This window comes from Phenylobacterium sp. SCN 70-31 (assembly GCF_001724605.1).
Classification (GTDB): Bacteria; Pseudomonadota; Alphaproteobacteria; order Caulobacterales; family Caulobacteraceae; genus Phenylobacterium.
Genome location: NZ_MEEX01000044.1, coordinates 1 through 25,527, shown reverse-complemented (window position 1 = coordinate 25,527; position 25,527 = coordinate 1). Strand labels below are relative to the sequence as shown.

Genomic DNA, 25,527 nt, shown 5'->3' with positions numbered 1-25,527 from the left:
CTCCGTCGAGCGGCCGCACGCTGAACACTTGGAACATCCCGCCGTGCATGTGGTAGAGCATGTGACAGTGGAAGGCCCAATCTCCCGGATCCGCCGTGATGTCCCAGGAGACCTTGCCGCCAGGCGCCACCGTCACCGTGTGTTTCCTCGGCCCGTAGCCCGGTGGCGCGTGCGCCAGCTCGAAGAAATGACCGTGCAGATGGATCGGGTGGGCCATCATAGTGTCGTTGATCAGCGTCACCCGAACCCGCTCTCCCTTCTCGAAGGTGTACGGCTTGCTGGTTTCGCTGAACTTCAGGCCGTCGAACCCCCACATGAACCGTTCCATGTTGCCAGTCAGATGGATGTCGAGCGCGCGCGTGGGTATTCGTGGATCGACGCTCGGCGTCAGCGCGATGAGGTCCTTGTAGACCAGCACCCGATGGCCGACGCTCTCCAGCCCTTGTCCGGGTTCGCCGGTCCGATCCATCGGCATCGGCGCGATGGTCTGGACTCCGGGACCAAGCTTTACGCCAGGGGCGTTCTGGGGGTCGCGCATCGACATTTTCATGCCGCCCATGTTCCCCATCGCATCTGAGCCACGGGGCTTGGGCGGCGCCATGCCGGGCGGCGCAGCCATGCCGGGCATCCCAGCCATTCCGGGCATCGCGGCCATGTCGTGGCCCGCAGCGCCATGGTCCATCCCGGCCATTGCGCCGGACCCGCCCATGTTCATGCCCTGCATGGCGCTCATATCCATGCCCATGTCCTTCATGGTCGCGAGCGGCCGCGCGCGAAGGGGCGGGACCGGGGCGACCATGCCGGGACGCGGGGCCAGCGTCGCGCGGCCCATGCCGGAACGGTCGCTGGCTTCTGAGACGATGGTGAAGGCCTTGTCCTCCGTCGGCTGTACGATGACGTCGTAGGTCTCGGCGTTGCCGATCTGGAACTCGTCGACCTCGATGGGGCGCACGTTCTGGCCGTCGGCGGCCACGACCGTCATCTTCAGCCCGGGGATACGCACGTCGAACACCATTTGCGCCGCGGTGTTGATGAAGCGCAGGCGCACCCGCTCGCCCGGCGTGAACAGCCCGGTCCAGTTGTCCTTCGGCCCGTGGCCGTTGATGAGGAACTTGAGGACCGCACCGGTGACGTCGGAGATGTCGGTCGGATCCATGCGCATCTTGGCCCATTCGATCCGTTCCTGGAGCGTCTGGTCCTTGCCCGCGAGCAGGCTGGCGATGGTCTGCTTCTGGAAGTTGAAGACGCCGCCCTGCTGCTTCATCCGCTTGAAGATCACGTGCGGGTGCATGAAGCTGAAGTCGGAGAGCACGATGACGTGCTCGCGGTCGTAGGCGACCGGGTCAGGATCCGCCGGATCAATGATCATCGGGCCGTAGTGACCCTCGGCCTCCTGCAGGCCGGAGTGGCTGTGGTACCAGTAGGTGCCGGACTGCTTGATCGGGAACTCATAGACGAAGGTTTGTCGCGGCTTGATCCCCGGGAAGCTGACCCCCGGAACGCCATCCATCTGGAAGGGCACGAGGAGCCCATGCCAATGGATTGAGGTGTCCTCGTCCAAGTCATTGGTCACCGACAGCCGGACGTTCTGGCCTTCCTTCAGCCGCAGCAAAGGCCCGGGCACCGTCCCATTGATGGTGACTGCGTGCCCGATGCGGCCATCGACATTCAGGCGAGAATGACCGATCCGCAGATCGATATTCGGGCCGGTGAGGGTCGGCAGCGTCGGGCCTGTGCCGACCGTGGCGCTCTGCGCCCAACCCGGCAGCAACGTGCTCAGGGCCAGACCGCCGCCCATCAGTGAGGCGCCGCGCAGTAGCTGGCGACGATCATAGTCCTTCATGTCGATGCGAGATCCCAGGCGAATGACACCGCGCGGCTCCGACGCCGCGCATTTCATGGTATACGCGCCGGGTCGGCGGTCACCCTTACAGAAATATCGAAAAAGGCGTCACGTTTCACCCCATGGTCCGCGCGCGCACCACGCGGGACGCTGTCAGCGGCGTGATAACGAAGAACCGCCGCATCGTCCGGCCGAGGTGGGCTGGTCGCTGAAGCCCCCGAGCGCCGCCGCCGCAGCAAGCGACCCGCCGCGGCGCAGCGGCCCGATCGCGCGTTCGAGCTGGAGCCATGCGCGCCAGTGGGCGAGCGGCGCGCCGGGCGACGCCGCCCAGATCGAGATCGGCCTCCAGGGATCGCCTCAACGCCTGCAGTGCGGCGGCCAACCCCGGGTCCAGCCGGTCCGGCTCGGGTCGGGCCCGTGCAGACTGCGCGCCCATCCCGCCAGGGTGGCGTGCGGGATGGCGGGCCATGTCCCGACATCCCAGCTGCACGCGAGCCGACCGAAACTCTGGAGATAGATCACGCGCACCATCCGGTCAGATGGAACGATCGCATGGAGAACGCCCGGCGCGATCAGGACGGCCTTTCCGACCACGACGCCGCTCGCGCCCTTTACCGCAGCAGGGCCGGAGAGGCCGACCACGACCTGCGCGGCGAGATGGCGATGGGCTTCAGCGTCCCCGCAAAGGCCTTCGAAGCACGCCCAGTCCTCGCCGAACCAGACCTGCCCTGACCACGGATGCGCCGACCTCATGCCGAATGATCAGGGCCAGCGCCCGGCGCGGCAAGCGTTCGGTTCAAGACCGAACGAGGCCGCGCCCGCATCCTGACCTGGAGAGGTGCATGATGTCCGAGCAGAAAGACTTCGTACCGGCGCTGGGGCGCCCCGAGCTGACCGGCGACTACGACCGGGTGATCGCCGTCATGACCCGCGAACGGCGCTGGCGGGCGGCCCTCTGGATCTGCTCGATCCTGTCGCCGGCGAGCTGATCGTCGATATCGGCGCGGGGACCGGCTCCCAGGCCGTCGCCATCAAGGTCCGCTGTCCAGCGGCCCGCGTCGTCGGCGTCGATCCGGATCCCGCGGTCCTGCGGATCGCGAGGGCAAAGGCGGACGCGGCCGGAGTCGAGGTCGAGTGGCTCGAGGGCTATGGCGACCAGGCCGACCGCAGGTTGGGGGCGGGCGTCGCCGACAAGGTGATCTCGAGCCTCGTGCTCCACCAGTGCGACGTGCCGGTGAAGGCGGAGATCCTGAAAGCCATGGTTCGCCTGGGGCGGCCGAATGCTCGCGTGGTCGTCGCCGATTACGGACTGCAACGCACCCTGCTGATGCGGCTGCTGTTCCGCCAGGTCCAGGCCCTCGACGGCTGGGAGCGGACCGGCTTCAACGCCAAGGGCCAGCTACCTCAGTTGATGACTGAAGCGGGACTGGTCGGCGTCGCCGAACACGGGGTTATCCCCACCCCGACCGGGTCGATATCGCTCTATGTCGCCGCGACGCCTGGGGCGGGTGGCTAGGCCGCCCGGACTCGTCAGACGAAGAGGAAATCCGTGCCGGCCGTCTGGATCAGCGGATTGTTGACGTAGCCGCCGCCCTCGACATCGCTGAACATGAAATCGTCCTGCGACATCTGCGAGGCGGTGACGCCGACGAGCAGGATCGACGCGCTCGTGCCCCAGGTGACCAGCGCACCCTGGGCGGTGTCGGCCACCTGGACCTGGCTCGGCGTGATGCCGCTCTCGAAGGCGATGTGATCGAACGCGCCGGGCCCAGCGTCGAATCCGGCGACCACCACGTCCTGGCCGCTCGTGGGGGTGACGATGTAGGCGTCCGCGCCGTCGCCGCCGTTCAAGGTGTCGTTCCCGGCGCCGCCGTCGATCATGTCATGACCGGCGCCGCCGAACAGCTGGTCGGCGCCGTCGTCGCCCATCAGGTTGTCGCCCATTGCCCCGCCATAGAGCTGGTCGTTGCCGGCGCCGCCGCGCAGGTCGTCCATGCCGTCACCGCCGTCCAAGGTGTCGGCGCCGCCGTCGCCGGCCAGGTGATCATCATTGGCGCCGCCGAAGAGCTTGTCGTTGCCGCCGAGGCCGAAGTAGGCGTCGCGATCGCCCGTGGCCTGCATCACGTCCGCGGTTTCATTACCCCTTTGGACATGGAAGTCGTCGAAGTTGAACGTCTCGGCGGCCGTGTTGCCGGCCGCGGCCGGCGCGCTGAGCGCGCCGCCTTCGTCCTTGGCGAAGCTGATCGCGCTCAACCGATCGGCCCCGGCGCTGGTCGGCTGCAGCAGATAGCGGTCGTCCGCGAACATGAAATCGCTCTGCGCCAGCTCGCTCTTCTGCACGCCGACCAAGAGGACGGATCCCTGGTCATTGTTCCAGCTGATCCTCACGCCGAAAGTGGTGTCCTCGAACCGTAAGTCCTCGGGCTTGATATCGCGCAGCGCCAGGTGATCGAACATCGGACCGCCCGGCTTGAAATCGTAGATGACATCGTGGCCACTGGTCGGATCGACCGCGAAGGCGTCGGCGCCGCGGCCCCCACGCAGGAAGTCGTCGCCCATCCCGCCTTCGAGATCTCCGTGGCCATCGCCTTCATCCAGGACGTCACGACCATCGCCGCCGCGCAGGGCGTCGTCCATCGCGCCGCCGGTCAGAAAATCTGAGCCGTCCCCGCCATCCAGGTGATCTGCGCCGGCGCCGCCGTTCAGGAAATCCGCACCCCGGCCGCCCATCAGGTCATCGGCCATCGCCCCGCCGGTCAGGATATCCAAGCCGTTGCGTCCGAACTGGGCGCTCATCGGCATGCTGCTGGAATGGAAATCGCTGTTCGGCCGCCCGATGAACAGGTCGTAGTCACCGAAGGTCTCGTGGACCGAGTCCGAACCGCGCAGGTCGGTGTTGTCTGAGTTTGGCATCGTACCTTCCAACGATTGTAATGTTTCAGCGGGACAAGTTGGTCGATACGGAAATCTGACCAGCCTCCAACGTGCAAACCGAGGACGTAGGACTCAGTTCCACCAGCAAAGCTGGTCATTTTTGCGCAGATGTTCAGGAACGTGCTGTCGTCGCGGCGGCGATAACCAGCTTTTCCACGATGGGAAGGCCTAACCCCGCAGCCCTATTCTCACCCGACCACGCGCGTATTTGCTGAATGTTAGGATCGTCGGCCGAGGATCGCCCTGCCAGCATCCGGAGCGGCCCATGCCCCAGAACCTCAAACCCCTCACCGCGATGCGCTTCTTCGCGGCGATGTGGGTCGTCGCCTTCCATTTCACCCCGAGTCTCGGGATCGGCATGCCGACGCTGGTCGCCAAGGGTTATCTCGGCGTCGAGCTGTTCTTTGTGCTCTCAGGCTTCATCCTCAGCCATGTCTATATGGAAGCCTTCGGCGAGGGCCGGTTCGTCTATAGCCAGTTCCTCTGGGCCCGCCTGGCGCGGATCTATCCGGTGCATCTGGCCACGTTGGCAGGCTTGGGTCTGCTGATCGGCGTGGCGGCGCTCATGGGGATGAACGCCGGCGAGCACGTGATCGTCTGGTCGTCCCTGCCCGCTCAGCTCACCCTGACCCAGGCCTGGGGTCTGGCGCCGATGGGCGGCTGGAATCATCCCTCCTGGTCGATCTCGGCTGAATGGTTCGCCTACCTCGCCTTCCCGCTCTTCGCGGCGGGTTTCTGGCCTCTTCGCCATCGGCCGCGTCTGGCGTTCGGCTTGGCGGTCCTAATGCTGATCGGGCTCAACATCGGCTTCCAACACCTGGCGGGCTTCCCGCTCACCCGAGCGACCATCCTCTGGGGCGCCTTGCGGATCGTTCCCTGTTTCGCCCTCGGCTGCAGCGTCTGGCTGCTGTGGCGAACGGACCTCGTCAAGTCCGCCCCAGGCGCCGTCGCCGCGCTCGCGGCCAGTCTTGGCGCGACCGTCGCCACCCTGCTGGTGGGGGGGCCGGACTGGCTGAGCGTCAGCCTGTTCGGCGCGCTGATCCTCTGCCTGGCCAACCTGTCGAGCGCAGGCTCACGCCTGCTCAGCGGACCCTTGTGGGTCTATCTGGGCGAGGTGAGCTTCGCCGTCTACATGGTGTGCATCCCCTGGCAGCTCGTGTTCACGCGCGGCGTCGAGAAGCTCTGGCCGGCTACGCACGACATCTTGCCCTGGGGGACTTGGCTGGTGATGTTCGCGGGCGTGGTTCCGGTGGCGATGCTGGCGCATCATCTGGTGGAACGTCCCGCCCGTGAAGTCATGCGCAGGCATGGCGTCCCGTTCCGCGGCGCGCGGGGCCCGCTGGCCGCGCGGGTCGCCCAGTTGGCGGCCGCGCGGCGCTGACCGGGGTCCGCCTTCTACTGAAGCGTCGGCGTAATGGTGTCGGCGGCTTCGCGACAGGCCTGTTCGCACCGACGGCAGGCGTCGGCGCAGATGCGGCAATGCTCGTGCATCTGCGCATGCTTCTGGCATTCGTCGCCGCACAGCCGGCACGCCTCGGCGCAGGTCTCGATCATCCGCTTGATGGTGAGCTCGTTGGTCCCGGTCCGCCGCGATGAGACCGAGCCCGTCGCCAGGCAGACGTCGGCGCAATCCAGATTCAGCCGGATACACTGGGTCAACTCCTTGACCATGTCCTCTCCGAGGCACGCGTCCGCGCAGCTCGTGCAGATCTGGGCGCACTCGTAGCAGGCCTCGATACAGCGGATCAGCGCATCGTTGGTATTGCCGCGGACATGCGGATGGGTCGCGATCATTTCCTGGACGTGCATAGCTTAGCCTCCTCTGGCTGCGGGGAATGGTCGTCAAACCGCCGCGCCCTGAGGCGGTTCCTCGCGAACAGACAAAATGGATAGAAAAGACAAAAGCTTGCTATCATAGGAGGCTTGCTGGCGCGTTTACTTGAAGGCGGGGCCCTTGACCTTCCCACCGTGGGAATCCCTATGTACCCGGGCGGAGCGAACCCAAACGAGGAGATGAGCTATGCTTCGCCTGAACGTTGAAGGCATGAGTTGCGGACACTGCGTCCGATCGGTGACCGAGGCCGTCAAGCGCGTCGATCCCAAGGCTGAGGTCCGGGTGGATCTTCGCGCCAAGCAGGTCGAGGCCGAGACCGCGGCAGACCCTAAGGTCGTCATGCGCGCCATCGCGGACGCCGGCTATGCGGCGTCTGCGGCCTGACCGCCTCTCAGGCGTCGCGCACGGTGCGGCGGCCCGTCCCACGACGCCCTCAGGGGCGACCGCCACTCGACCCGGCCGGTGCGGGACGCCGCGTGAGGGGCGCAGCCCGCCTCGTGCGTAAACCAAGCGGGGCGATCGTGGGGCCGTGCGCGCCTCACCCGAAATACAAGACCAGGAGACCATCAATGAAACTGATCCTCGCCGCCGTCGCGGCGCTCGCCCTCAGCGGCCCCGCCTTCGCTCAGGCCGGCCATGACATGGCCAAGATGCCTGGCATGGACCATCCGTCCGCGGCGGCCGGCGCCCAAGGCGCGGGCCTAATCAAGAAGCTCGACGCCAAGGGCGGCTCGGTAACGCTGCAGCACGGCCCGATCGCGGCCCTCAGCTGGCCGGCGATGACCATGGCGTTCAAGGCCGACCCCGCCTTGCTGAAAGGCCTCAAGGTGGGCCAGCAGGTCAATTTCACGCTGAAGACCGGAGGGGCGCCGGAAGTGGTGGCGATTCAGCCGAAGTAGAACCGCCTGCCGGCGTCCCGTCCCGGGCGCCGGCGGTCTCGCAGGCTAGGGCCGCCGGCTCGGCGGCTTTGCAACGGCAAGGCGGCCCACCACCTTGAATACGACACTGGCCGGCAGCGGCTGGGCCTCACCGAAGAGGCGCGCGGTGAATTTCAGCGCCCAGGTCCCGTCGGTCGGTAGGTCGGCCCGGAAATTGTAGACTCCATATTCTAGACTCGGCGTGAAGAACGCGGGCAGCCCGCCGCCCGCCTGACCTTCGGGGGAGCGGTCGACGTAGGCGTCGCGGATTTCCGCGCCTGCGATGGCGGCATTGGCCGTGCGTGACCAGATCCGAACTTTCAATGGAACGCCGACGCCGCGTTCGACGATGGGCGCGACGGCTTCGAAGCGATAGTCGGCGGGGTTCGCCTGGCTCACCGTCGGCCAAAACGCGAGCGCCACCAACCAACCTGGGCGCATCACGAGATCGCGCCCGCGCGGTCTCCGACATTAGCCGCTGGCGGGGCGGGCCCGGCGGCGAGGTCGGTGAGGATCGGACAGTCTGGTCGGTCATCCCCCGCGCAGCCCTCGGAAAGGGCCGCCAGGGTGTCGGCCATCGCCTGCATCTCGGCGATCCGCGCGCGTAGGTCGGACACGTGGGCGTCAGCGATCGCCTTGACCTCACGGCTCGGACGGGTGTGATCGCGCCACAGGGACAGCAGGTTGGTGATTTCCTCGACCGAAAAGCCCAGCGAGCGACCCCGCTTGATGAACCGCAGGTCGTTGACGTCGCGCTCGCTGAAGCTGCGGTAGTTGCTGTCGGTGCGATCGGCCGGACGGATCAGTCCGATCTGCTCATAGTACCGGATCATCTTCGCGGACACGCCGGACGCGCGCGCAGCTTGGCCGATATTCATGCGGTCTCCCCTGGCGCCGCCAGCCGCGGCGGCGTGTAGGCCCTCAGGCGCAAGGCGTTGGTCAAGACGCTGACGCTCGACAGCGCCATGGCGCCCGCCGCCAGCATCGGCGAGAGCAGCCAACCGAAGGCCGGGTAGAGGACGCCGGCGGCCAGCGGGATCAGCACGACGTTGTAGCCGAACGCCCATGCCAGGTTCTGCCGGATGTTGCGCAGGGTGGACCGTGACAGGCCGATCGCCGTCACCACGCCGGTGAGATCTCCACCCATCAGCACCACGTCGGCGCTCTCGATGGCGATGTCGGTCCCCTGCCCCATCGCGACGCCAACGTCGGCGGTGGCCAGGGCGGGCGCGTCATTGACCCCATCGCCCACAAAGGCGACGGCGCCATAGCGCTCGCGCAAGCGCTCCACGGCGCGCGCCTTACCGTCCGGCAAGACGTTGGCCAGGACTTCGTCGACGCCGAGCATTCGGGCGACGGTCTCGGCGGTGCGCTGATGGTCGCCAGTGACGATCGCCACCTTCAGGCCAAGCCTATGCAGCGCCGCCACCGCCTCGGCCGAGGTCGGTTTGATCGGGTCAGCGACGGCGAGCACGCCCGCCAGACGGCCATCGATGGCGACGAACAGCGGGCTCCCGCCCGCGTCAGCCAAGGCGTCAGCTCGCCCCGAGAGCGGGGAAACGTCGATGCCGGCCGCCTCCAGATGTCGCGCCGCGCCGATCGCGAGCTCACGGCCATCGACCCGCGCGGTCACCCCAAAGCCCGGGGTGGCCTGGAAATCCTCGACCGGCCGCAGGGTCAGGCCCCGCCGCCGCGCCTCACTGACGATCGCCTCGCCGATCGGGTGCTCGGAGCGCTGTTCGACGCTGGCGGCCGCGGCCAGGACCTCGTCCTCGCCAAATCCTCCGACGACCTGCAGGGCGGTGAGCGCGGGACGTCCCAGGGTAAGTGTCCCCGTCTTGTCGAAGACCACGGCCTTCACGTCACGCAGCGCCTGCAGCGCCTCCCCGCGCCGGAAGAGCACGCCGAGTTCGGCCGCGCGACCGGTGCCGACCATGATCGACGTGGGGGTGGCCAAGCCCATGGCGCAGGGGCAGGCGATGATTAGCACGGCCACGGCGTTGACGAGCGCCAGGCCGAGCGCCGGGGCCGGTCCGAACGCCAGCCAGACGCCGAAGGTGAGCGCTGCGAGCGCGATCACCACGGGCACGAACCAGGCCGTGACCTTGTCGACCAGGGCTTGGATCGGCAGCTTGGCGCCTTGCGCCTGCTCCACCATGCGGACGATCTGCGCCAGCAGGGTGTCAGCCCCGACCTTGGTGGCGCGGAAGCGGAAGGCGCCGGTCTTGTTGACCGTGCCGCCGATCACGACCGCGCCCGGTCCCTTTTCGACCGGCATAGCTTCGCCGCTGATCATCGACTCGTCGACGAAGGAGCCGCCGTCGAGGACCTCGCCGTCCACCGGGACGCGTTCGCCGGGCCGGACGATCACCAGATCGCCGGGCCGGACCGCCTCGATCGGCAGCTCGACATCTTCCCCGCCGCGCTGCACCCGGGCGGTCTTGGCCTGCAGGTGCAGCAGACGCTTGATCGCTTCGCTCGTGCGGCCCTTGGCGCGGGCCTCGAACCAGCGGCCGAGCAGGATCAGGGTCACGATCACCGCGGCGGCTTCGTAGTAGACGTTGTTCGTCCCGGCAGGCAGCGCCCGGGGAAAGAGCGTCGCCATGAGCGAGTAGGCCCAGGCCGCGGTGGCGCCCAGCACCACCAAGCTATTCATGTCCGGCGCGCGCCGCAAAAGGTTGGGCACGCCCTTCTTGTAGAAGCGAAGTCCCGGCCCGAAGAGGACGAAGCTCGCCAGAGCGAGACTGATAAGCCGCCAGGGCTGTTCGCCCAAAGTCGTGGCCAGCCAGTGGTGGACGCTGGGCGAGACGTGACGCGCCATCTCCAACGTGAAAAGCGGAAGGGTCGCGACCGCGGCGAGCATGACGGAACGGCGCAGAGCGCCAATCTCCGCCAGACGTGCGGCCTGCTCGCGGTCTTCGTTCGGACCGCCTGCCGCTTCCACCACGCTCGCGTCATAGCCGGCCTGGGCGATCACCGCGGCGAGGCGTTCAGAGGTGACCGTCCCATCCAGGACCCGCACCGTGGCCCGCTCGGTCGCCAGGTTGACCTGGGCGTCCAACACCCCGGGCTCCGCCTTGAGCGCGCGCTCGACCCGGCCGACGCAGCTTGCGCAGGTCATGCCGCGGACCCGAAGCTCGACGGCATGTTCGAGCGGCTCGTAGCCGACCGCCCGGATGGCGGCGCCCACGGCGGCCGGGTCGCCACCTTCAACATGGGCGCGCTCCGCCGCCAGATTGACGCTGGCCCGGCGCACGCCGGGAACGGCAAGGATCGCGCGTTCGACCCGGCCAACGCAGCTCGCGCAGGTCATGCCGAGCACGGGCAGATCGATGGCGTCGAGGGTCGCGGCTTCGAGCATCGCAGGGTTCCTTCTTCCGATGCCCAAGTCAGATAGGGCTTCCCATCATGGGAAGGTCAAGGCTCCGTCGGTGCTGTTCTTGGGATACGCGCCAGCGCCAGCGCGCCCCTCAGGGCTACGACTGCCGTGGCGCTCCACAGTGCAGCGTAGAGTCGTGGTCAAGAAAAGTCGGTCCGCATCGCGCCCCTTCCAATCATTGGAAGCTTTTGGCGCGGGCCTCTTTGCGGATCTCAAGCAACGAAGTCCCGTTGTGGCGGTTCTCTTCGCGTTCGTGACCAGGCTAGAGGCCGAGGTCGCGCCTTTATGTCAGGACGGAACAACGAAGATGCGAATGACACTTACGATCCTCGCGGCGATCGCGGCGCTCTCGGCGGGGGCGAGCACGGCGTCCGCGCAGTCGAATCAGGGGGCCATGAAGGGGATGGACCACAGCGCCATGCCGGGGATGAAGGGCGCGAAGGGCGATCACAACATGATGGCCATGAACGACTACATGGCGGCCATGAAGAAGATGGACCAGGCGATGATGAGCGCGAAGGGCTCCACGCCCGACGCCACGTTCGCCCGCAAGATGATGGCCCACCACCAAGGCGCCATCGACATGGCGCAGATCCAGCTTCGCCACGGCGCAGACGCGGACGCCAAGAAGATCGCCCAGAAGACGATCGACGAGAACACCAAGAGCAAGGCCGAACTCGAGGCCTGGCTGAAATCGCACGGCGGCTGATTTCCGCTGGCGTAGCGGCGAGCGTCAGCTGGCGCTGGCGGCTCGCGGTGCGCTTCGTCCAATGATCCTTTAGGGGTTTGGGCCGGTCTGGAACGTATAGTTCCTGGGGCGACCTTGAAGGATTTCGACATGAGCGAACGCTTGGATGAGCTAGTCGATCGATTGGCGGCCAGCCCGGCTGACCGTTCATTGGACGGACTGGAGGCGCAGATCGGCCGCAGCATCGCGTCGCGCCGGCGCGACGCGCGTGCGCTCGCCGCCCTCGCGCCGGTTCGCTTCGCCTCGGTGAGCTTGGCCCTGGCGATGGGGTTGACGGCGGGCGGCGCGGTCGCGGCGTCTGCAGCCCTGGCGCCGCAGCACGACGGCGCCTTCTCCAGCGGCGCCCACCTGGCGCCGTCCAACCTGCTGGAGGGCCACCGGTGAGCGTGATGAGAAGCATGGCGCTGACGCTGATCTTGTCAGTGTTGGTGGCCATCCTTGGGGTCTGGGGCGGCGCGCAATACGTCACGCATCGGATGCAACGGCCGACGCCATTGCACGAGCTGGTGCATGAAAAGCTGGGTCTGACGGCCGACCAGGAACGGCGCATCGCCGGCATGGAACGGGATCATGAGGCCCGCCGTCAGGCGCTCGAGGCCGAGATGCGGGCGGCCAATGCTCAACTGGCGCAGGCCTTCCAGCAGAACCATGCCTATACGCCGCAGGTGCAGGCGGCGATTGACCGTTTCCACCGCGCCATGGGCGAGCTCCAGAAGGAGACGATCGTGCACACCCTGGCGATGCGCGCGGTGCTGACGCCAGATCAGACGGCCAGGTTCGACGAAACTGTCGTCAGGTCCCTGACCGAAGACACGAGGTGACGGTGGACGCCGAGGCGTCCGACAACATCCTCGCCCGATCAGCCGCGGCTGGGGATGATCGGGCCTTCGCCGTGCTCGTTCGTCGCCACAAGGATGGCCTCTATCGCCTGCTGCGCCGCTACACCGGGGACGCCGACGAAGCCTATGAGGCCGTCCACGAGGCTTTCATCGCCGCCTGGAGCGCGCTGAAGCGCTACGATCCGCAACGTCCGTTCGGTGCCTGGCTGCGCACGATCGCGATCAACAAAGCGCGCGACCGCGGCCGTCGAATGGTGGTCCGCCGCGTGATCTTCGGATCGGGCGGCCTTGAGGACAGCGAGGCATTGAACGCGCCGGACCCGTCGCCCAGCGCCGAGGCCGGCGTTTTGGATGACGAGCAGGCCATGCGGCTGGACCGCGCCGTCGCGCGGCTGCCGGCCGCCCTGAAGGAGCCGCTGCTGCTGACCGCCTTCGAAGGCCTGAGCCAGCAGGACGCCGCACAGATCCTCGGCGTCTCGATCAAGACCATCGAGACCCGCGTCTACCGCGCCCGCAAGCTGCTGGCCGAGCAGCTCGATACCGACATGCGGCCTTCGGCTAGGTGAGCCGGTGGGAGACCTTCTCCAGCGCCGCGACCCCGGACCCGAAGCGGGCCATCGCCTCCCGATGCTGCTCGAGGGCGCTATAGGGCAGGTAGCGTACGCTCAGGTCTGCGATCCGGCTGAAGGCCGGGCGGGCAATCTGCGCGCGCACGTCAGCTTCGCGCTTGTCGGGCGCGACGAGGAACAGGCTGTGAAGGCCGCTCGCGTCGCCGCCCAGCGCGAGGTCCAGCATCCGCACGATCCCGGAATAGATCGAGGTCGTGTGCTCCACCTCGAAGGCGGCCACGATGGCGCCGGCCGTGTTCAGCCACAGCACATCGATCAGGCGCACTGCTTCGGCGCCTGGGCGACTGTCGAGCGCGCTCGGCAAGCGCTCCAGGCAATGATCGCCCAGGCGACCGAGCCCGCACGACCGCCCACGGTCGTTCTGCGCGATCCACACGTCGTAGCCGAGCGCGCGCCCCAAATCGCGAAGCCAGCCCTGGATTTCCGTATGGGTCCGCGCGTCCGCCTCGGCCGCCGAGGGTTTGGCGGCCTCGGCGCGGACCCTGGCCAGGTCGGCCGCCCAATCGGCCCGCGCAGCGGCGTCATTCGAACGGGGCGGCGGCGCATAGAGGCCCATGCCCAGGTCAAAACAGAACGCCGCCGCCGCGCCGAGGTCATTGGACAGCAGGTCACGGTGCTTGCGATTGAAGGCGATCAGGCCCTGCCGCATCGCCAGGTACTCGTCCCAGCGGCCGAGCTTCACATTGGCGCCGGTCAAGGCGTTGTAGCCGCGCACGATCGCGGTGTTGAAGGGCGGCGCGATGGTCGGGTGCAGGAAGTAGAGGATGTTGGCCACCGCCGGGCCCAGGCCCTTGATCTTCAGCGCATCGATCCGGTGAATCTCCGCCAGGACATGCTCTTCGGTGTCGCAACAGACGCAGGCGTCGAGCAGCTGGCCGAAGGCGCGCTGGTTGCCCGGATGCTCATAGATGTCGGGAATGCGCAGCTTGGGCTTCCAGAGGAAGGCGTGGTCGGCCCCCTTGAACACCTGCCGCTGCTCGGCGATCGAATGGACGACGGTCTCCAGGGACGATCCGCGGTAAGCAACGCCGAACCGCTCGGCCGCGATCTCCGCGGCCACCTGCTGGACGCCGCGCCGGATCGACCGGAAGTTCTTCAGCCGGTCCTCCCAGAGAAACCAGCTCTGATAGGCGCCTGCCGGATCGTTCCGCCACCGGCTCAGCAGTTCACGTGTCAACTCGTCGGACAAACCCATTCCCCCCGCAGGCGTGCATGTTCGCTGCGCCGACTTCCAATCACAAGCCAGCCCCCGCTGAAAAGGCACGCAGATGGTTCGTCTTGCCAAACTCGTCCCGGTCATAGCCGCGGCACTGCTCGCCGCACCGATGTCGGCGTCTGCTCATGATCCGGCCCAGGGTCCTACGCCAACGACCACGCATCTCACCCCCGCCGCCGCCGAGGCGGCGACCGTCGTGGATGCCTTTCACTCGGCTCTGAAGGCGGGCGACACGTCCAAAGCGGAGAGCCTGCTCGCGGGCGCCGTCCTAATTTTCGAGGCCGGCGGCGCCGAGCATTCGCGGTCGGATTACGCAGCCCATCATCTGCCGGCCGACGCGGCCTTCACGAAGCTAGCGACGGAAACCCTAACTCGTCGCAGCGGCGGCGGGCGCGGGAACTTCGCCTGGGTCGCCTCGGAAGGCGCGGTTCGCCCGCAAGCCGAAGGCAAGGCGCAGCCGCGGATCACCACTGAGACCATGATCTTGGAGAAGACGGCGGGCATTTGGCGGATCGTTCATGTGCACTGGTCATCGCGCGGACTTCCGACGGGGTCCCGCTGAGTCTCCGAAGGCATCCGCGAAACGCGCGCCGGGCGCGCAAATCGACGAGTGAGGTGTCGAGTTGGGACGTGGCCGCTGCGGGGAACCCCTCTGACGGTGCGTATACACAATCAGATGCGGTTGAGTCTCAAACCGGCCAGAGCTGAACGGAGATACGACGATTGGACGCGATTGGGGACCGGCTGTTCGAGATCGTCGCGCGCACCCGGGACGAGGTCGTCATCGGTCCCACCAGCGATCCGGCCGAGGCTCAATTTAGGGCGGGCGTGACCCGATATTTCATGGCTGTCGCCTGGATCTCGGCGGACGCAGAGCTAGCGCGATGCAAGTTGGCAGGTGACAAGCCGAAGGCAGTCATGAGCGCCTTCCTTGAGAAGATGCACAGCGAGCTTCGACGCGTGCAGATCGCAATCCAGCCGTCCTGTACGGAAAGTGACATCTGGCGCATCCTCTTTGACGATGCGGGCCTCTACAGCCAAGTCTGGAATGAGGCCATGACCCATCAGTCCGAGGACGTGACGCTCGTCGCCGGGTTGCGCTGGTTTGACGAACGCTCGCTCATCAATCTCGCGTCAGCCGAAGCCTACGGCGAGTGCATCGCGGTCCTGACCATCGGGGCCGCGATCACGCCCCAGATCGTCGCTGTCGTCGAAACGATGCGCCTCGGCGAGCCCCGCTGAACGAATGTTGCGGCGTTTTGGAATGCCGCCTTCCAGCCTGTCCCGAGCCGCGTCGGCAAATGCGGAACGGCTATCGCCGTGTTCATCGAATAGAGCGCGTCGACCTCGGCGTGCCTCGTGCGCCGTCCCCTGGCGCCGGGCTCTGCGCGCCGTGAAAGCTCAGCGCCGCCCTTCGGCCGACCCGAATCCCTCTGACCTGACACTTCAAAACGGGCGGCCTGGGTGAGATCTCTATCCCGCGTAAACAGAATTTCGAGCCTTCGACGAAGACTTACCGCTACGCGCCGTCATCGTCATGCTCCTCCGCAAAGAACGCCCCAGGCCGCACCTCCATCGCTTCTGCAAGCCGGCCGAGGATGGCGGCCGTCGGACTACTGATCCCACGTTCGATCCGCCCCAAGTGCCGCATTGCCAGGCCAGCCTCTCCGGCAAGGTCCTCCTGGGTCAACTTGCGCGCCAACCTGAGACGCCGCACGTTGCGTCCGACGACCCTGTTCCAATCCATGCACGATGGATTTAACGGTGCGTCGACAACTTCTAGGACATATATGTCCTATCAGCGGGGTGGAGGTTGGATTTGGCCCCCGAGGAGACGCTTCACATGGGCTCGGAGCCAGCTCAGGTCGATATCCACGTTGGCAATCGCCTTCGGTTGAGGCGTCGGCAGCTCGGTATGAGCCAGGAACGCTTGGCCTGCGGTCTTGGCCTGACCTTCCAGCAAGTCCAAAAGTACGAACGTGGGACGAACCGGATCAGCGCTTCAAAACTCTATGAGGCGGCGCGATGTCTGGAAGTGCCGGTTAGTCATTTCTTCGAAGGTCTCGTGGATCCGGCGACGCCCGAGGGCGACGCCTATGCGAAAACCTGGAGTGGAGTGGTGGAGGAGCTCCTCGCGGAACCCAACGGCAAGGCGCTGGCGGAAGCCTTCTTGAGCATCCGAAGGCGTAGCGTCCGAAAGGGTCTCGCCGACCTGGCCCGTGAGATCGCCGCCAATGATGATCCGTCGCCCGATCCCAAAGGCCGGTCAAAGCCCGAGTGAGCAAGTGAAGTTGCCTCGCAGAGACCTGCTCCTAGCGACGCCCCTCGCTGGCCTGGGCGGCGTGATGACTTGCATCCTGGCGGACGCAGCCGACGCGTGGATGGCGTTTTGGGTGGTGGGTTCGGGCGTGGCGATCGCCGCCTACCTGGTGATCGAGCACTACCGACCCCGCGCGTAACCCGAGGTCGGGCGAACCTATAACTTCAGGCGCGCGGCGGCATGACCGCCGCGTCTAGCCGGCGATGGATCAGCGACACCTACCACCCACAGTTCGCCGATCTGATCCAGATCGTCGCCGACGAGCAGGGCATCGCGCCGGCCCTCGTCGAGAAGGACTATTGGATCATCCAGAGCCCCTATGGCCTGCAACAGCTCGGGCTTGCCTTCGGAAGGGCGGCGCCTCGCTGTCCAAGGGCTATGGGCTGATCAGTCGGTTCGCGGAAGATATCGACGTTCGTATCGAGCCACCGGTCGATCGGTGCATCCGACACGCCGGGCCGGCCCCCGCACCTCTGGCCGGCGCACCGGGTCGCGCGCAAGGGGGGACCACGGGCCGACGCGTATCCCCAGGGACACACCAACCGCGAAGGGCGCAAGGTCCCATGGCCGAGACGATCGACTGCGCCATCATCGGCGGGGGTCCCGCAGGGCTAGTCGCGGCGCTGTACCTGTTGCGGTTTCGGCGGACCGTGTTGATCGCGGACAAGGGATTCAGCCGCGCGGCGTTGATCCCGCGCAGCCACAACTATCCCGGCTTCCCAGACGGGGTTACGGGTGAGGATCTCCTCGCCCGGCTGCACGGCCAGGTCCGCGGCTATGGAAGCCCGATCCGGCGCGACGCGGCGCTGGCGATCGAACCGGAAAGCGATCTCTGGCGGGTCCGCACCCAGGAGGGCGCCGTTCTCGCCCGCCGTGTGCTGTTCGCGACGGGCGTGGTCGATCGCTGGCCGCAGCTCCTGGGCGCCCGGCAGGCGATCGACCGCGGCGTGCTCAGGTTCTGTCCCATCTGCGATGGGTTCGAGGTGGGCACAAAGCGGGCCGCGATCATCGGCAACGACGACCACGCCGCGCAGGAGGCCCTGTTCCTGCGCTCCTACAGTCCGTCGGTCAGCCTGCTGACCGACGCAGCGGTTCTCTCCGCTGGCTTGCGGGACAGGCTGGCCGCCCAGGACGTGGCCATCGTTTCCTTCATGCCAGGATCCCTGCGACTTGTCGGTGACACCATCTTGGCGGCCGACCCGCAAGGCAAAGATCTTCCCGCCTTCGACGTGGCCTATGGCGCGCTCGGAGTCGCTCCGCAAACGCAGCTGCTGGCTCGGCTCGGGGTTACCTTGGACGCGGGCGGTTGCGTCGGCGTCGACGCCCATCAGCAGACCTCGGTTCCTGGACTGTACGCCGCGGGCGACGTCGTGCGTGGCCTTGACCAGATCAGCGTCGCTGTCGGCGAAGCGGCCATCGCCGCCACGGCGATCCACAACGGGCTGCGTGAGCAGGATGGCTGAGGACAACCCAGGGCGCACTGCGGGTTCGCGTCCCGCGCCGGCCAGTCCCGAGGCGAAACCTTCGCTATGGGCGATCGCCGTTTTGGTCGCGGCCATCGTGGTCCTGACGGCTAGCGTAGCTCTGGCTGTGTGGATCCGGTGAGCTGAGACCGAGGCCGGACTATTTCTGCAGCAGCGACAGCGTGCTCTTTTCCATGGCGTCCTGGGTCTCGAGGACGTTCAAGTTGGCTTCGTAGGCCCGCATGGCCTGCTTCATATCGAGCCCCTCGATGAGGCCGTTGACGTTGGGCAGCAGGACATAGCCGGCCGCGTCCGCGGCCGGATGTCCGGGATTGTACTCCTTGCCGAAGGGCGAGAGGTCGGGCGCTGCCGCCTTCATGCGCACGCCCTTGCCGCCGTCGGCGGTTTTCGCGACTTCGAACACCGGCGCCTGGCGGCGGTAGGGCTGGCCGCCGGGGACGCTGGACGTGGAACTGGAGTTCGCCATGTTCTCAGCGATGATCCGCATGCGCGCCTGCTGCGCCCTGAGTGCGGAGAGCGCGATGCCGCTGGCGCCTTCGCCGTCGCCGTCGATCTTGGCCATGTCGCACCCCTACCGAAGTAAGGGGACACCAGACAGTATTATGGTTAATATTTCGTATAGAACAAGGTATTCGTAAGACTAAACGTTGACCTTACTAGAAGGTTAGGGTTGCGCTCAAGACATCCGCTCGAGTGAGTCGGCCGAGATCATGGATCTGCCTTCCGAGCTGAGGGGGTCAGTGGGTCAACGCTTCAAGTTGGTAGCTCTCCCCCTCGCGGCCGACCAGCCGGCTGACCTCCTTGACCCGCCGGCCATTTGGCGCTCGCTCAATGAAGATCACCACATTGATCGCCTGGGTGATGGCCCGGTAGGGAATCCGCGGCGTCGCCTCGCCGATCAGGTCCTCGAGCCGCGTCAGCCCTTCCAGCGCGCTATTGGCGTGGATGGTCGCCAGCCCGCCGGGATGGCCCGTATTCCAGGCCTTCAGCAGATCCAGGGCCGAGCCGTCGCGCACCTCGCCGATGATGATGCGATCGGGCCGCAGGCGCAGCGTATCCCTGACCAGGTCTGTCATCGTGACCACCGGCTCGGTGCGCTTGGTCAGCATCTGCACCTTGTCCTCGGCCGAGCACTGCAGCTCCGCCGTGTCCTCGATCAGCACCACGCGGTCGGTCGCGAACGCCGGTTCGGCGAGGATGGCGTTGGCCAGGGTGGTCTTGCCCGACCCCGTGCCGCCGACGATCAGCAGGTTGTCGCGGTTGACGGCGGCCGCGCGGATGGCCGCCGCCTGGCTAGCCGTCATGATCGCCTGCTCGACATAGTCGTCGAGGGTGAACACCACCTCCGGCCGCTTGCGGATGGCGAAGGCGGGGCTCGGCACGATCGGCATGAAGGCGCCCTGGAACCGCTCCCCGGTCTCCGGCAGGGTCGCGCTGACCCGCGGCCGGTCACGGGTCACGACCTCTCCCACGTGGTCGGCCAAGAGGCGGAGAATGCGATCGGCGTCGGCGCTGGCCAGGCTCTGCCCGGTGAACGACCGCCCCTCCCCGATCTTGTCGACCCAGATCTTGCCGTCGGGATTGACCATCACCTCGACCACCATACGGTCGGCGAGCGCCGCGGCGATGACCGGGCCCATGGCCTGCTTCAGCGCCGCGACCTTGCGGTCCTGCGCGATCGGATGCGAAACGGCCATGGGAACTCCGGGTTAGGCGGGGAAAGCGACTAGGCGGTGCCGGGCAGGCTGTCGTCCTCGTCGGGCCGCAGGCTGTCGATCGACTGCGGCGCCATATATTCGTCGGCGTCGATCGCCTCCGGCGGGGCGGGTTCGCCCGGCGCCGCGATCGGCGTGATCGCCTGGTGCGGCGCGGGCGCGGCCTTCACCGGCCTCACGCCCTTCCAGTCGATGGTCGCGGTCCCGGGCAGGTCCGCCTGGCCCCGGGACTGTCGGACCTTCGCCGGCACGCCGTGGAAATAGTCCCCCGTGCGATCCTGGAAGAACGGCTCTTCGTAGTAGCGGATCTTGTCGGCCAGGATCGGCTTGCAGTTGTTGACGAACAGGAACTGCTTGCGGTCGTCGAGGCCGCGGACGTCCTCCTCGGAGAGGATGTAGCGCTGCTGCTCCGACTGCGAGGTCGAGCGATGCGCCCGGCCGAACAAGGTGCGCGGATCGCTGAAGCTCTCGCGCATCTCCAGCGCCTTGCCGGCGCGGCGCACCACCTTCTCGATGCTGGTCGGCTCCGAGGTCGCGAAGGCCGCAGTGATGTGCATGTTGTCGAACAGGGGCGTGCGGTCGCCGTACTTCGAGAACACGTCGTTGAAGCTCTGGCAGATCAGGTGGGCGGTGATCCCGTAGCCGGCCATCTCGCCCATGGCGTTCTCCAGGAACGGCAGGCTGCCGAGCTTGGGGAACTCGTCGAGCATCAGCAGCAGGCGATGCCGCTTCTTCCGGCCGCGGCTGTCGACGTGCTCGCTCTCCATCAGGCTGTTGATCGTCTGGCGCGTGAACACCCGCACCAGGAACGCCAGCCGGTCGGCGTGGGCCTGCGGCGTGATCATGTAGAAACTCACCGGCGCCGTCGAACACACCAGGTCGCCGATCGAGAAGTCGGACCAGCTGGTGGCGTATTCGAGCAGCGGATCGGCCCATAGCGACAGCGAGGCCCGGCAGGTGGCCAGCACGCTGGATTTCACCCGCTCGTCGAGATTGGCCAGCGCCGTGGCGCCCAGCAGCACCTCCGGATGCACCTCGGGGATCGGGTGGCCGTCGGCGCCCCGCGCCTTGCCGTCCGGCGCGTGATAGTCCGGCCGATGCCGATGCAGCGTGTTCTGCATCGCGTGCAGGGTCGGCTCGATATTGATCAGCAGCCGCCGCACCTGAGCCAGGTTCTTGCGCTCGTCCGGCTCGCTGTAGAGCACATGCAGGATCACCGCGGTGAAGAAGTCCGTCGCGCTCTGGTCCCAGAAGTTCAAGTCGCCGGCCTTGCGGCCCAGCGGGTCGACCAGGATGCCGACGACGTTCTGGATGTCGGCGATCTCCATCGGTCCCTTGCGGACCTCAAACAGCGGGTTCCAGCGCACGGTGTTGGGGTCGGTCGGCGCGAAGTAGAAGACGTGGCTGAAGGTCTTCCGATGGTCGGCCGTGATGTGCCAGAGCTCGCCCTTGCGGTCGTAGATGAAGGCGCTCTCCGGCCAGGACACCAGGGTCGGGACCACGTGTCCGGCGCCCTTGCCGCTGCGCGAGGCGCCGACGATGATGGCGTGCTCGATGCCGCGGTAGGCCAGGTAACGATCCCCAAACCGGCCCAGCACCCGGCCGCTCAGCTGCTTGCCGGTCTGGACCAGTTTCGCCCGCTCGACATCGAGCATCGTCGCCCAGGCGCCCTTGCCGAACTTCGGCGGCGAGCGCCGCAGACGTCGGCTCAACCCGATGGCTGCCATCGCCGGGATGAACAGGATCGCCAGCGGCAGGATGGCCGCCATCTCGAACGCCTCGGGGTAGGACCGCGCATAGCGGCCGTACCAGCCGACGAAGGCCCAGGGCGCATAGATCCGCACCGCCCAGACGTCGAAGAGCCCCGGGCCGAACTCGCGCGGATAGTGGAAGGCGTGGGCCACATACTGCGTCGAGAGGGCCCCGGCCAGCAGCAGCAACAGCGCGGTCGCCGGGAGCAGGATGCGCGCCTTCTGAGCCCTGGTCATCCCACGCGCCCTCTACCGTCCGGGGAACAGGTTGCGGCCGATCGAGCGCCCCTGCCCGCGGTTCAGCCGTTCCACCGCCAGCTGCCGCGCCTGGACCGGATAGGCCTGGATCGCCGCCCGCGCCGGCGCGCCCACGTCGCGCACGAACCGCGTCGCGTCGGGTGAAGTGCGCGGCACGCTCAACGCCGCCTGACCGAGCTCATGGGCGACGCGCAGGTCGTTGTAGGTGCGCGTCGCCGTGACGATGCGCTTGTCCATCCGCTTGATCTTACGCTCCAGCGTGCGGCGCTGGCGGGCCGCATCGGCGGCGGCCGCGACACTGGGCTGACGGCGCGCGGCGATGAACGCCTGGCCGGCCTCCGAACGCGCCCAGGCCTGCCGCACCTGCAGGGCCGCTTCATGCCGCCGAACCTCCGCTCGGGCCCGCGCCAGGGCGTTCAATTCGGCATGTTTCGCCCAGATCATCCGCGCCGGATTGCGGATCCACTGGACCAGATGCAGGCGCTTCTCGCGGGTCTTTTTGACCCGCTGTTCGGTGTGTCGCAGACGCGCCTGCGCGCCCTTAAAGGCGACCGCCGCCTCCGCCGTCAACTCACGCTCGACCTGGCGTTCGGTCAGCACTTTGGGCGGCGTGAGCGCATCGCGATCGCGCATCCATTGATCCCGCTGACCCATCAAATCGTCGCGGACTTTCGCGGCGTCGGTCACGAGTTTCGGCACCGGAACCAGGATGATCGGTTCGCGCGCGGCGAGCTTGTCGATCGTCTCCTCCAGCGCCACATGCACCTCCCGGACCTTGCGGTTGCGGGCCCGCACATCACGGTTCTGCTCGCCCCGTTCGGAGGCGATGTTCTTGCGCTCCAGCGCCGTCGCCGCCGGCCCCATATGCACCGTTGGCGCCCGGTCCACGCCGCGCTCGGCCAGGCTCAAATGCGAAACCTGCGGCGCGTCCGGACCGAGGTATCGACGCAGGTGTTCGTTCTGGATCTTGGCCCAGCCCGCACGCCATTCGCGGACCTGCTCGGGCGTGCGCCAACTGCGATCCTTCAGGCCAAGTCCCTTCGGCCCGACCCGTCGCGTCGTCACCAGGATATGGGCGTGGAAATTGCGCTGGTCGCCCTCCTTGCCCGGGCGGTGCATGGCGATGTCGGCGATCATGCCCTTGGCCACCAGGTGCTCCTGGACGAAGGCCCGCACCAGCTCGCGGCGTTGCTCGAAATCGAGCTCGTGCGGCAAGGCAACCAGCAGCTCCCGGGCCGGCACCCCGTCCCGCCGGGTCTCCGCCACCTCGGCCGCATTCCACAGCCGTTCGCGGTCGTGCAGCGCCGCCGGCGCCGTCTCGGGCGCCATGATCTCGGCGTGCTCGATGCCGTCCTTGTTGGCGAAGTCGAACTCCATCGCCAGCCGCTCGTCGACCAGCGCCGCGCCCGACCGATAGGCTGCCGCCGCCACGGCGGATCGGCCGGCGGCTCTCTGAATGGTCTGCACCTGGCACAGGAATGACGCCACGCTGCACTCTCTTCAGGCCGGCCAGGCCGGCGGATCGCTAAGGGCCCTGGCCCTTGGCTCAAACCCCAGGCCGTCGTCAGCCGCAGCGGTTTGAGGGTGTCGGGCGGAGCCTGACCGCATCAACCGATGGGTATATGCGCCATTGTCCACAAACTGCTCTGCCGACCACTATCGACCATCCAGCCGCATTTTGGTAGAGGCAGCCCATCACGTTCTTTTCTCCACGGATGGTGCGTGTCATGGCGACCGTCGACAAACGCCGCCGCAATGCCCGCCGCTCCAAGTACCGGCCCCGCAGCGAGGCCCAGAAGCAGCGCCGCAAGGAGCTCTGGGCCGCCCGCGAAGCCGACCGCAAGGCCGGCCGCCGCCTCTCCGAAGAAGACGCCCTCACCCTTCGCCTGGAGGAGCTCGAGGCCGCGCTTCGGGACCAGGGGCACGTCGGGATCCATAACCGCCGCCACGTCACGCCCCTCGACGAGATCGAAGACGACGTCCAGCGCTTCGCCGTCCTCAAAGCCCGCGTCGAACGTCTGGAGGCGCTCTGGGCGATCAACCAGCGCAAACGCGAGACCCGCGGCAAGATCATCATCGGCGGCGCGCTCCTGGCCGAAGCGGCCGACTTCGACGTCGAGGATCGTGACGCCCTGCTCGAACGCCTGGTCGACATCCTCGACCGCCGCGTCGACCGCGTCCGCGACCGGCTGACCGTCCGCGAACTGCTCGGCGACGCGCCGCTTCCATTACGGCCCGGCGGCGATCTCGATGAGGACGCCGAGACCGCCCTGGCCGCCGCCGGCGAAGTCCTTCCGGACTTCGACGCCATGGCCCAGGCCGCGCTCGCGGATGACGAGGACGACGGCCTCAGTCCCGGCGAGATCGACCCCGACTACGCCGACCTGGACGGCGTCTGGGAAGCGCCGTCCTAGCGCCGGCCGCGATCGCTTCCGCGCCCGTCGGGCAGGATGAACATGGTGCGCACCGGATCGACCGCGACCGCCATTTCCGACGCCGGAGATGCGGCCTGTTCGGGGGCCACGAGGGGCGCAGGGACAGCGGAGGAATCCGGCATCCCGGGGAGAAGCGCCGAGCGTTCCGCAGCGCGGTTCTCGCCGACGAAGATGACTACCGGCGGGGCGGGGGTCGCCATAGCTTGCGGAGCGGATCGGGGGGCGCCCCCTCCCCTGCCCGCTTCGGCGTAGAAGGTGTGGTCGCCGATCGTCGCCGAGGCCGGCGCGCCGCCAAAATTCGTCAGGCCCGGCGACACCGCGCCGGCCGCTTCGCGGGCGGCCACGATCGAGGCGTTCTGGAAGAACCGGGCGCCATTCGTCAGGTCGGGCAACCGGCCCTCCAGCGCCAGGTTGAGGATGGTGTCGATCCGGGCGCGCTGGGCGTCCGTCACCGGCCGTAGGTTTCGCCAGGACCCGCCGGCCCGCATCACCGGCTCGAACTGGCCGCGGGCGTTGATCACCGCCTCGACCGTGCCGCCCCAGCGGCCGTCCTGCACGCGATTGAGGATCGTGTAGACCACACCCGCGAGGCCGGAGTCGCCCTGGTTGGCTGCCTCGGCGTAGGCCACCCGGGCAACGGCCTCGCGGGCTATCGGATCGGCCAGCTGCGTCGACAGGCCGGTCGCTGCCATCGGCGAGCGCGGCGACGGCGCGAGGCGCGGCGCGACGGCGACCGGCGGCGGACAGCTGACCCCGGCGGGAAGCGGCTGGGCGGTCGCGCCACGGGCCAGAAGGGCGCAGAGGCCCGCGAGAGCGGCTGGGTCCATCAGAGCGCTCCAGGGGCCTCGGACGCGCTCCATAGCGGCCGGTAGACGCCAAGCACCTTCTGGGCGCTCACCGGGCCGTAGTAGCGACTGTCAAAACTGTTGGGGATGCGGTCGGAAAACACGAAGAACTCACCCGCCGTCAGACGGCGACAACCGCGCCACTGCGGAAGTCGCCGCCCACGCGGATCGACCGCGAAGATCGGCGCGACGCGGCGGCCATCGATCGTCAGGACGCCGCCTCTCGTGCACACTAGGTCCCCCTCGGCGGCGGCCACCTGTTTGAGGATCGGCATGTGCCGAAGATAGGACATCCGGTCGTCGGCGTAGGGGAAGGCGGCGGGCGGCGCCGGGAAGGCGATCAGGCTGCCGACGGCGGGCTGCTCGGTCGCCCGCGCATA

30 protein-coding genes are annotated in these 25,527 nt (G+C 67.5%); 16 read left to right on the top strand and 14 right to left on the bottom strand.

What is annotated here, in order from left to right; genetic code table 11:
• The coding region (locus ABS78_RS22320) for a copper resistance system multicopper oxidase (protein ID WP_293384903.1) at positions 1-1,843 on the bottom strand (1,843 nt) is incomplete at its 3' end.
• Positions 1,844-2,395: 552 nt separating this feature from the next.
• On the opposite strand from ABS78_RS22320, the gene ABS78_RS22315 reads away from it, so the two are divergent.
• The 3 genes from ABS78_RS22315 to ABS78_RS22305 all read left to right on the top strand — a co-directional run bounded on the left by ABS78_RS22315 (position 2,396) and on the right by ABS78_RS22305 (position 3,359).
• A complete protein-coding gene (locus ABS78_RS22315) occupies positions 2,396-2,575 on the top strand; it encodes a hypothetical protein (protein WP_293384900.1) in 180 nt (59 codons plus the stop codon).
• Positions 2,576-2,688: 113 nt separating this feature from the next.
• The gene (locus ABS78_RS22310) at positions 2,689-2,832 is read left to right on the top strand and encodes a hypothetical protein (RefSeq protein WP_293384912.1); all 144 of its coding nucleotides are present in this window, start codon (positions 2,689-2,691) and stop codon (positions 2,830-2,832) included.
• Positions 2,784-3,359: a class I SAM-dependent methyltransferase gene (locus tag ABS78_RS22305; RefSeq protein ID WP_293384909.1), complete on the top strand. Its 576-nt coding sequence runs from the start codon at positions 2,784-2,786 to the stop codon at positions 3,357-3,359. The genes ABS78_RS22310 and ABS78_RS22305 overlap by 49 nt, the downstream gene beginning before the upstream one ends.
• A 14-nt stretch (positions 3,360-3,373) precedes the next feature.
• Here the strand turns inward: ABS78_RS22305 and ABS78_RS22300 are convergent, their stop codons facing one another.
• Positions 3,374-4,756 carry a calcium-binding protein gene (locus ABS78_RS22300; RefSeq protein WP_293384897.1) on the bottom strand — a complete coding sequence of 461 codons (1,383 nt, stop codon included), beginning with the start codon at positions 4,754-4,756 and terminating at the stop codon, positions 3,374-3,376.
• A gap of 286 nt (positions 4,757-5,042) precedes the next feature.
• On the opposite strand from ABS78_RS22300, the gene ABS78_RS22295 reads away from it, so the two are divergent.
• The gene (locus ABS78_RS22295) at positions 5,043-6,158 is read left to right on the top strand and encodes an acyltransferase (RefSeq protein ID WP_293384894.1); all 1,116 of its coding nucleotides are present in this window, start codon (positions 5,043-5,045) and stop codon (positions 6,156-6,158) included.
• Between the two features lie 14 nt (positions 6,159-6,172).
• On the opposite strand, the gene ABS78_RS22290 is transcribed toward ABS78_RS22295, so the two are convergent.
• Positions 6,173-6,586, bottom strand: coding sequence for a four-helix bundle copper-binding protein (locus ABS78_RS22290; protein WP_068875199.1), 414 nt, complete (start codon positions 6,584-6,586; stop codon positions 6,173-6,175).
• Positions 6,587-6,797: 211 nt separating this feature from the next.
• Between ABS78_RS22290 and ABS78_RS22285 the strand changes: the two genes are divergently transcribed.
• Positions 6,798-6,995: a cation transporter gene (locus ABS78_RS22285; RefSeq protein ID WP_293384891.1), complete on the top strand. Its 198-nt coding sequence runs from the start codon at positions 6,798-6,800 to the stop codon at positions 6,993-6,995.
• Positions 6,996-7,180: 185 nt separating this feature from the next.
• Positions 7,181-7,510 carry a copper-binding protein gene (locus ABS78_RS22280; protein ID WP_293384888.1) on the top strand — a complete coding sequence of 110 codons (330 nt, stop codon included), beginning with the start codon at positions 7,181-7,183 and terminating at the stop codon, positions 7,508-7,510.
• Between the two features lie 45 nt (positions 7,511-7,555).
• Here the strand turns inward: ABS78_RS22280 and ABS78_RS22275 are convergent, their stop codons facing one another.
• The 3 genes from ABS78_RS22275 to ABS78_RS22265 are packed head-to-tail and all read right to left on the bottom strand — an operon-like array spanning position 7,556 to position 10,889.
• Positions 7,556-7,954 (bottom strand): hypothetical protein, encoded by a 399-nt coding sequence (locus tag ABS78_RS22275; RefSeq protein ID WP_293384885.1) that lies wholly within the window; start codon positions 7,952-7,954, stop codon positions 7,556-7,558.
• A gap of 14 nt (positions 7,955-7,968) precedes the next feature.
• The gene (gene cueR / locus ABS78_RS22270; protein WP_293384882.1) at positions 7,969-8,406 is read right to left on the bottom strand and encodes a Cu(I)-responsive transcriptional regulator; all 438 of its coding nucleotides are present in this window, start codon (positions 8,404-8,406) and stop codon (positions 7,969-7,971) included.
• Positions 8,403-10,889, bottom strand: coding sequence for a heavy metal translocating P-type ATPase (locus tag ABS78_RS22265; protein WP_293384879.1), 2,487 nt, complete (start codon positions 10,887-10,889; stop codon positions 8,403-8,405). Before ABS78_RS22265 ends, cueR begins: the two co-directional genes overlap by 4 nt.
• A 331-nt stretch (positions 10,890-11,220) precedes the next feature.
• Between ABS78_RS22265 and ABS78_RS22260 the strand changes: the two genes are divergently transcribed.
• The 4 genes from ABS78_RS22260 to ABS78_RS22245 all read left to right on the top strand — a co-directional run bounded on the left by ABS78_RS22260 (position 11,221) and on the right by ABS78_RS22245 (position 13,060).
• Positions 11,221-11,616, top strand: a complete 396-nt coding sequence (locus ABS78_RS22260) for a DUF305 domain-containing protein (protein ID WP_293384876.1) — start codon at positions 11,221-11,223, stop codon at positions 11,614-11,616.
• A 129-nt stretch (positions 11,617-11,745) separates the two neighbouring features.
• A complete protein-coding gene (locus ABS78_RS22255) occupies positions 11,746-12,039 on the top strand; it encodes a hypothetical protein (RefSeq protein WP_293384873.1) in 294 nt (97 codons plus the stop codon).
• Positions 12,040-12,053: 14 nt separating this feature from the next.
• Positions 12,054-12,476 (top strand): periplasmic heavy metal sensor, encoded by a 423-nt coding sequence (locus tag ABS78_RS22250; protein WP_293384870.1) that lies wholly within the window; start codon positions 12,054-12,056, stop codon positions 12,474-12,476.
• Positions 12,473-13,060 (top strand): RNA polymerase sigma factor, encoded by a 588-nt coding sequence (locus ABS78_RS22245; protein ID WP_293384867.1) that lies wholly within the window; start codon positions 12,473-12,475, stop codon positions 13,058-13,060. The genes ABS78_RS22250 and ABS78_RS22245 overlap by 4 nt, the downstream gene beginning before the upstream one ends.
• Here ABS78_RS22245 and ABS78_RS22240 read toward each other — a convergent pair.
• A complete protein-coding gene (locus ABS78_RS22240; protein WP_293384864.1) occupies positions 13,053-14,312 on the bottom strand; it encodes a type II restriction endonuclease in 1,260 nt (419 codons plus the stop codon). The two genes, ABS78_RS22245 and ABS78_RS22240, sit on opposite strands and share 8 nt — an antisense overlap.
• Before the next feature lie 79 nt (positions 14,313-14,391).
• Between ABS78_RS22240 and ABS78_RS22235 the strand changes: the two genes are divergently transcribed.
• A complete protein-coding gene (locus ABS78_RS22235; RefSeq protein WP_293384861.1) occupies positions 14,392-14,901 on the top strand; it encodes a nuclear transport factor 2 family protein in 510 nt (169 codons plus the stop codon).
• Between the two features lie 161 nt (positions 14,902-15,062).
• Positions 15,063-15,581 carry a hypothetical protein gene (locus ABS78_RS22230; protein ID WP_293384859.1) on the top strand — a complete coding sequence of 173 codons (519 nt, stop codon included), beginning with the start codon at positions 15,063-15,065 and terminating at the stop codon, positions 15,579-15,581.
• Positions 15,582-15,858: 277 nt separating this feature from the next.
• Here ABS78_RS22230 and ABS78_RS22225 read toward each other — a convergent pair whose 3' ends face one another.
• Entirely contained in the window at positions 15,859-16,086 is a 228-nt protein-coding gene (locus ABS78_RS22225) for a helix-turn-helix transcriptional regulator (RefSeq protein ID WP_293384856.1), read from the bottom strand.
• Between the two features lie 96 nt (positions 16,087-16,182).
• Here ABS78_RS22225 and ABS78_RS22220 point away from each other — a divergent pair, with 96 nt between their 5' ends.
• From ABS78_RS22220 to ABS78_RS22210, 3 genes are all read left to right on the top strand, one after another.
• Entirely contained in the window at positions 16,183-16,620 is a 438-nt protein-coding gene (locus ABS78_RS22220; protein WP_293384853.1) for a helix-turn-helix transcriptional regulator, read from the top strand.
• A gap of 219 nt (positions 16,621-16,839) precedes the next feature.
• Complete coding sequence (locus tag ABS78_RS22215; RefSeq protein ID WP_293384850.1) at positions 16,840-17,046, top strand: hypothetical protein; 207 nt, start codon at positions 16,840-16,842, stop codon at positions 17,044-17,046.
• A 176-nt stretch (positions 17,047-17,222) separates the two neighbouring features.
• Complete coding sequence (locus ABS78_RS22210) at positions 17,223-18,122, top strand: NAD(P)/FAD-dependent oxidoreductase (protein ID WP_293384906.1); 900 nt, start codon at positions 17,223-17,225, stop codon at positions 18,120-18,122.
• A 160-nt stretch (positions 18,123-18,282) separates the two neighbouring features.
• Here the strand turns inward: ABS78_RS22210 and flgC are convergent, their stop codons facing one another.
• From flgC to mobQ, 4 genes are all read right to left on the bottom strand, one after another.
• Complete coding sequence (flgC, locus tag ABS78_RS22205) at positions 18,283-18,705, bottom strand: flagellar basal body rod protein FlgC (protein WP_293384847.1); 423 nt, start codon at positions 18,703-18,705, stop codon at positions 18,283-18,285.
• A gap of 175 nt (positions 18,706-18,880) precedes the next feature.
• Positions 18,881-19,840 carry a P-type conjugative transfer ATPase TrbB gene (gene trbB / locus ABS78_RS22200; protein ID WP_293384844.1) on the bottom strand — a complete coding sequence of 320 codons (960 nt, stop codon included), beginning with the start codon at positions 19,838-19,840 and terminating at the stop codon, positions 18,881-18,883.
• 29 nt (positions 19,841-19,869) lie between these two features.
• The gene (locus ABS78_RS22195; RefSeq protein ID WP_293384841.1) at positions 19,870-21,846 is read right to left on the bottom strand and encodes a type IV secretory system conjugative DNA transfer family protein; all 1,977 of its coding nucleotides are present in this window, start codon (positions 21,844-21,846) and stop codon (positions 19,870-19,872) included.
• A 12-nt stretch (positions 21,847-21,858) separates the two neighbouring features.
• Positions 21,859-23,355, bottom strand: a complete 1,497-nt coding sequence (mobQ, locus tag ABS78_RS22190) for a MobQ family relaxase (RefSeq protein WP_293384838.1) — start codon at positions 23,353-23,355, stop codon at positions 21,859-21,861.
• Between the two features lie 239 nt (positions 23,356-23,594).
• On the opposite strand from mobQ, the gene ABS78_RS22185 reads away from it, so the two are divergent.
• Complete coding sequence (locus ABS78_RS22185; RefSeq protein ID WP_293384835.1) at positions 23,595-24,281, top strand: hypothetical protein; 687 nt, start codon at positions 23,595-23,597, stop codon at positions 24,279-24,281.
• Here the strand turns inward: ABS78_RS22185 and ABS78_RS22180 are convergent.
• Positions 24,278-25,129, bottom strand: coding sequence for a cell wall hydrolase (locus ABS78_RS22180; protein WP_293384832.1), 852 nt, complete (start codon positions 25,127-25,129; stop codon positions 24,278-24,280). The two genes, ABS78_RS22185 and ABS78_RS22180, sit on opposite strands and share 4 nt — an antisense overlap.
• Positions 25,129-25,527 (bottom strand): S26 family signal peptidase (locus ABS78_RS22175; protein ID WP_293384829.1); only part of this gene is annotated, 399 nt, incomplete at its 5' end. The genes ABS78_RS22180 and ABS78_RS22175, both read right to left, overlap by 1 nt.